The organism is uncultured Rhodoblastus sp., assembly GCF_903903185.1.
GTDB lineage: Bacteria > Pseudomonadota > Alphaproteobacteria > Rhizobiales > Beijerinckiaceae > Rhodoblastus.
Map to the genome: position 1 here is coordinate 1 of NZ_CAIUXT010000204.1, position 4,601 is coordinate 4,601.

General features: G+C 57.2%; 7 protein-coding genes, 1 tRNA gene and 1 pseudogene. 4 read left to right on the forward strand and 5 right to left on the reverse strand.

From position 1 onward, the window contains the following. The first annotated feature begins 186 nt into the window (after positions 1–186). Both QZY01_RS18110 and QZY01_RS18115 read left to right on the forward strand, forming a co-directional pair. The gene (locus QZY01_RS18110) at positions 187–714 is read left to right on the forward strand and encodes a hypothetical protein (RefSeq protein WP_294540011.1); all 528 of its coding nucleotides are present in this window, start codon (positions 187–189) and stop codon (positions 712–714) included. Further along, on the forward strand, positions 711–965 hold the full coding sequence (locus QZY01_RS18115) for a hypothetical protein (RefSeq protein ID WP_294540012.1): 255 nt from the start codon (positions 711–713) through the stop codon (positions 963–965). Before QZY01_RS18110 ends, QZY01_RS18115 begins: the two co-directional genes overlap by 4 nt. 62 nt (positions 966–1,027) lie before the next feature. On the opposite strand, the gene QZY01_RS18120 is transcribed toward QZY01_RS18115, so the two are convergent. Beyond that, the gene (locus QZY01_RS18120) at positions 1,028–1,483 is read right to left on the reverse strand and encodes a hypothetical protein (RefSeq protein ID WP_294540013.1); all 456 of its coding nucleotides are present in this window, start codon (positions 1,481–1,483) and stop codon (positions 1,028–1,030) included. A 273-nt stretch (positions 1,484–1,756) separates the two neighbouring features. Between QZY01_RS18120 and QZY01_RS18125 the strand changes: the two genes are divergently transcribed. Next, positions 1,757–1,948 (forward strand): hypothetical protein, encoded by a 192-nt coding sequence (locus tag QZY01_RS18125; RefSeq protein ID WP_294540014.1) that lies wholly within the window; start codon positions 1,757–1,759, stop codon positions 1,946–1,948. 106 nt (positions 1,949–2,054) lie between these two features. Here QZY01_RS18125 and QZY01_RS18130 read toward each other — a convergent pair whose 3' ends face one another. Continuing rightward, positions 2,055–2,261, reverse strand: a complete 207-nt coding sequence (locus tag QZY01_RS18130; protein WP_294540015.1) for a hypothetical protein — start codon at positions 2,259–2,261, stop codon at positions 2,055–2,057. 88 nt (positions 2,262–2,349) lie between these two features. Beyond that, complete coding sequence (locus tag QZY01_RS18135; RefSeq protein ID WP_294540016.1) at positions 2,350–2,577, reverse strand: XRE family transcriptional regulator; 228 nt, start codon at positions 2,575–2,577, stop codon at positions 2,350–2,352. A gap of 176 nt (positions 2,578–2,753) precedes the next feature. Between QZY01_RS18135 and QZY01_RS18140 the strand changes: the two genes are divergently transcribed. After that, positions 2,754–3,605: a hypothetical protein gene (locus tag QZY01_RS18140; RefSeq protein WP_294540017.1), complete on the forward strand. Its 852-nt coding sequence runs from the start codon at positions 2,754–2,756 to the stop codon at positions 3,603–3,605. Positions 3,606–4,194: 589 nt separating this feature from the next. Here the strand turns inward: QZY01_RS18140 and QZY01_RS18145 are convergent. Continuing rightward, positions 4,195–4,270 (reverse strand) — tRNA-Trp (locus QZY01_RS18145). A gap of 213 nt (positions 4,271–4,483) precedes the next feature. Then, positions 4,484–4,601 (reverse strand): annotated as a pseudogene (locus tag QZY01_RS18150) (elongation factor Tu); the annotation flags it as partial.

The following is a 4,601-nucleotide window of genomic DNA, read 5'->3' on the forward strand; positions in this document are numbered from 1 at the left end:
TCACACGCTCACGCAGATCAAAGGAATAGCCTCGCGACATCCTGCGCCTCCCGATTCAGAGGGAAACCAAGATTCGCCCATTTCCACGCCCAAGGGAATCCCCCAAATCATTCCGATTCACGCCAAGCGGGGACTGCTCTAATCCGCCCGGCCCGCGCGCCTCTCTTTGTCGCCAAGGATAGTCGCATGACGGTTTATAACCTCCTCGGATTCGCCGCGAAGCTTCACGCGATGGAAGCCGATATGAACCTCGCGACGGAGGCAATTGTTAAACAGGCCTGCATCATCGTCGCGAACGAGGCGCGCGAAGTCCTCGGCACATACGATCTTGGATGGGTCTCGTTGAAGCCGGAAACCATCGCCCACAAGATGCGGGGCAATTCGCCCCTATTGGAGACGGGCCAGCTTCGCGCCTCGATCCAATGGAACGCCAGCGGAAACGAGGGCTATGTCGGGACGGACGATCCGGTTGCGAAATATCACGAATTCGGAACGTCGAGAATCCCGGCGCGGTCGTTTCTCGCTGGCTCGGCGATCATGATGGAGGCCAAGATTCACGAAATGGCGGCCAAGGCGGTTAGGGCTGTTTTGGCGGGCGGCGGGATTCTTTCCGGCGAGATGCGCGAACTGCTCCACCTCCTTCATGAGGTCAAACACCTCGCGACCGAAGCTTTCGAGGCCGTGGCGCCGGAAGATGAAAAGGGCCGCCGATGACAACGCCCGCCGAATTCCTGGCCTGCACAATCTCCGTAATCGAGCAGCTTGCGCTCTTGTACGCCCATTCGCCCGACGACAAGGCGCAAGAATCGCTTGAGCAATTCCTGACGGAAATTCGAGTTGACTGGACGGAGCGTTTCAACGCCATCGCCACGCCGGAGGAAATCGCCGAGGTTGCGGCAGAAATCGGCGAGCGCGTTCAAGAGCGGCGCCGGGAGATTGAGGCCGGTGGATGGGGGATTGCATGAAATGAGTGAATTGGAAGAAAAAGAATATTCCGATTTTGAACTGGCCATAAAAGACTGGTGGCCTATGCGGGGAGTGATCCCTTTAGACAGCTATCTTCAAACGCCATCAGATTTCCGGGGGATAGTTCGTTGCTGCGAAGAGATGTCCAAGTCTGAAGCGCCGTTTCCGCGTGACGAAGCTGCAATTCACGCGACATCATCATGGTTTCGATTATTTCCGCAGCTTTGGCGTCGTTTTCGAGTTTTTGGGCGATGATCGGCAACCGCGCTTCATTGGCTCGCTGCATGAAGATCGTCCGTTCGAGCACGAAGTCGATAACTCCAGTCGCCCTTAAGACGATAGCGATACGTCGCATGCCGTCTGGCGTTTGAAACTTTTCAATGACGATGGCCCTGAGGTCGTCGTCCCGCTTCAGCGGGTAGTCGAAAACGTATATCAAGACGAACGCCAAAATGTTGCTGCGGATCGTATCGGGCAACCCCGACAGGAATTGCGCAGTCTGTTCGGCCGGATCCATCTGCCCTCCATCCCGTTCGCTGATGGCGAGTGTAGGGGCTGCTCTGTCACGGTCCAATAGGATTCGGCGTCGATATGGCGCTTGCGTTGAAAGGACACTCGCCGGTGGATGCAATGGGGGGCGTTTTTGTTCCTTGACTATCGAAGAGACTTCGACAAGATCAGCCGCGCGGGCCGAGCCCGTGGCGACCATTGCGGCGGATGTTAGACCGCTCCCGCCGCTGGCGCCCGACGCAACGCAACATGGCGGCTTCAAACATTTGGAGCCAAACTCATGTCGCAGACCAATGAACCGACGCAGACCACGGATCGGAATTTACCGGAAACGGACCGAATTCTTCGCGAGATCGAATGCGAGAACCGCCCGATGACAATGAGCGAAAGTTACGCAATCAATATGGAGGCGATTCGCGCAATTCGATACGTCCCTGCCATTTCGAATCGCAGTGCAGCCGTGCGTAAATAATCGCCGGAATGCAAGGGTAAACAGAAGAATGGCCGCCACGAGTAGCATGGCGGCCGTTTTTGCGTTTGAGATGCTCCGTGGCGGCCAGGAGAAAACGGCCGGTTGGTCATCCGGCCCGATAGGTGCCGTCCCTCGTTCTCATTAATGCCATGCCGCTCGAAAGGCGCAGCGTATATTCTGGTCCGCTCCCTTCAATTTCGGGCTCGAAGCCAAGGCTTCTGGCTCGCTCGATGAGCAGCATTTGAATTTCGCGCCAGTCGACGCGTTTTTTCAGCGGCAAGGCGAACCGGATGAGATTGGCGATAATTGGCATGCTGGCCTCCTTTGCGAAGACCTTCATGATGGATTGCTTTTGATTGCATGCAAGCGGTTCAAAGAAGAGACTCGCAACAACGAATGGCCTATTTTTGCCGCAGCCTCACGCCAGCGCCGCCGCCGTTCTCCGGGATGAACTCGACGCCAGCGGCTTCAAGGGCGGCGCGGATTGCTTCCCTTGCAACGTCGGAAACAGCGCGGCGCGACTTCTCGAAATCGACCACGGTTGACAACCCGACGCCAGCCGCCTCGGCAAGTTTCGGCTGTGTCAGATTGATAAGTGCGCGGGCGGCGCGGCATTGGCTTGGCGTCATTTCAACATTTTCTGTTGACGGAATATCTAGCGGAGATTATCAACATAAACTGTTGATTGCAACCCAATAGGAGCAACCCATGTCGAACAACACCGTTCCGGCAAGCGCTACCGGCTTGCCTGCTTCCGATCCATTGCTCAAGGCTTTGGACAAATTCCGCCGCGCCAAAAACGCCTATGACGAAGCGAAAAAAAGCCCACAGGGAGATCGAAAACGTCAATATGAAGGTGGCGTTTCCCTTCAAGTTCCTCGCCGCGATAGGCGAGGAAACGACGGTTGTTTCCTTCCGTTCTCAGTTGACGGAATGGCTCGCGCCCTTCGCGCCCGACTACGGCGAGGCTGGCGTCCGTGAAATCGGCGTACTGGCTGAAAAGTTCTATGGCGTCAAACTTCCCGCCCGTCCTGCGGTTGATCCTGAAAATCTGAAAAAGTGGAAGAAAGACCGCGCTGCTATCATCGCGGCCTTTGATCAGGCGAAAAAGGAATATGACGACAAATACAAGGAATCCGGCCTCGACGTGCTGCAAAAGCGTGTTGATCGGGCGTGGTGCATCTTCGACAAAGCCGAGGAAGCAATTCTGAAAACCAAACCGACGACACCGGCGGGCGGCGCCGCCTTGGTGCATTTCTGCGCCGAATATCTGGCCAAATATAATGCCCCCGAGAAAGTTTCTGCCGCTTTGGTGAACGCCTTGGCCGCTCTCGCCAGTGGCGCCGAGGTGACCATTTCCGCAAAGCTGGCATCGGCCTATGCGAAAACCCGTCCAGCCGACGAAGCGGCAACCGATCAGCCGAAGGAATTGCTTGAAGCCTATCACACATGGCTTTTCTTCGAATATTACGCCATGTCGGACGAACTGTCGCCGGAAGGTCGCGACCGGCCCGGCGATTCCGTTCGGGTTAATAATCCTGGTCATCATTTCCACTGGGTTTCCTATGGCGAGAAACCAAAACCATTGCCATCGACCCGCGCGGCGGCGGTGATGGCGGCTGTCGGCTGTGATTGGCAAGAGGGGCCGACGACCTGAGGGCGCCTTCAGTTTGACACAAGCGCGGTCTAGTCTGCGCTCAATTCCAAGGCGAGCTCGGATGTAAAGCCGCCAAGGATCGAGGCCCCGCACGGTGAAAACCGGCAGCGGGGTTTTTCTTTGGGCGAATGGCTTGGGCGCGACCATCCGATAAGATCGCCCGATGCGCAGCGAATCGAAAAACCCGCCGACGATTGCCAGCCTATCCGCGTCCGGGGTCGCGGGGGTCTATGTGCTTTGCCAGGACTGCCGGCGCTCTTCGGCCCTTCCGTTCGCTCGGCTTGGCCTGCCGGATCAAACCCCGTTCCCCGCTATCGTCCGTCTCCGTCGATTCCGCTGCGAAGGCTGCGGAGGCCGGCGCGCGGCCCTGACGCCGGACTGGCGCGAGTACAAGGCGACGGGCATGGGCCGAATGTGAGGGCTGAAGCGGGGCTTCCCTTCGTGCTTCCCTATGCGCCGAGATACAAAAATCGGCCTGAAACGGTCGATACCCCACGCTTTTTGTTACCCCAATAGTTACCCCATAAAATAAGCCGCCCGTTAGGCGGCTCTTTCGTTTTTCTAAACACCTGATTTTATTGGGGAAAACTGGCAGGAGTGGCAGGGCTCGAACCTGCGACACCCGGTTTTGGAGACCGGTGCTCTACCAACTGAGCTACACTCCTGCGGACGGCGCAAACCGCGCCGACGGCGGAGGCCTCTCATAACCGGATTGCGCGCGCCAAGGCAAGACCCATCGAACAATTTCCACCCTTCGCGAAACGGCCGGCAAGCGATTTTCGGCGACCGGGCGACGCCTTGGCGTAGGACATTAAAAAAGGAGCCAAAAAGGCTCCTTTTTCATAGGCTTATACCAAGTTCTTAACGTATCGCTTCAATTATTCGATGATCGAGGCGACGACGCCCGCGCCGACGGTGCGGCCGCCTTCGCGAATGGCGAAGCGCAGTTTTTCTTCCATCGCGATCGGCACGATCAGCGCCACGTCCACCGTCACA